Origin of the sequence: Psychrobacter immobilis, assembly GCF_904846235.1 — a bacterium.
Classification (GTDB): Bacteria; Pseudomonadota; Gammaproteobacteria; order Pseudomonadales; family Moraxellaceae; genus Psychrobacter; species Psychrobacter immobilis_C.
Window position 1 is genome coordinate 1 of sequence record NZ_CAJGZN010000066.1, and the last position, 558, is coordinate 558.

General features: G+C 51.3%; 1 protein-coding gene. It reads right to left on the reverse strand.

Annotated elements, in window-relative coordinates; all coding sequences use genetic code 11:
- Nucleotides 1–558, reverse strand: a 558-nt coding sequence (locus JMX07_RS13550) for an Ig-like domain-containing protein (RefSeq protein ID WP_201608441.1), incomplete at both ends; no start/stop codon positions are given.

Sequence of the window (558 nt, forward strand, 5' to 3'; positions counted from 1 at the left end):
CGCCATTATCTACGGTAATGCTTTGCGCGACCCCTGGGGTCAGTGCCGTACCATTAGTGTTGATGATGCTTAACGTATCCCCATCAATGTCACTGTCACCTTTGAGTGGATTGAGGGCTATGGATTCGTCCTCATTCACCGTGTCGCTGTCATTCACTGCAATAGGCGCATCATTCCCTGGGGTGAGAACGATATCTAAGGTGCTGCTAGCGGTGCCGCCATCATTATCGGTGACGGTGTAATCAACAGTGGGGACTGAGCCATTAAAGTCTGCTGCTGGAACAAAGCTATAGCTGCCATCACTATTTAAAGTCAGTACGCCAATAGCGCTACCATTAGCGCTGATAGTGGTGGCGCTGCCAAGAGTGATCGCTACCTGGGTGCCACTACCATCTACATCAACGCTTGCCGCTGATACGTTAAGCGTACTGCTGTCTATATCGGTGTCATTGTCAAGCACGTTGCCAGTTGCTGTGACCTCTTCTGCCACACGATTGCTATCAGGCTTGGCTATAGGCGCATCATTGACCGCGGTGACGGTGATGGTCTCTGTAGCAG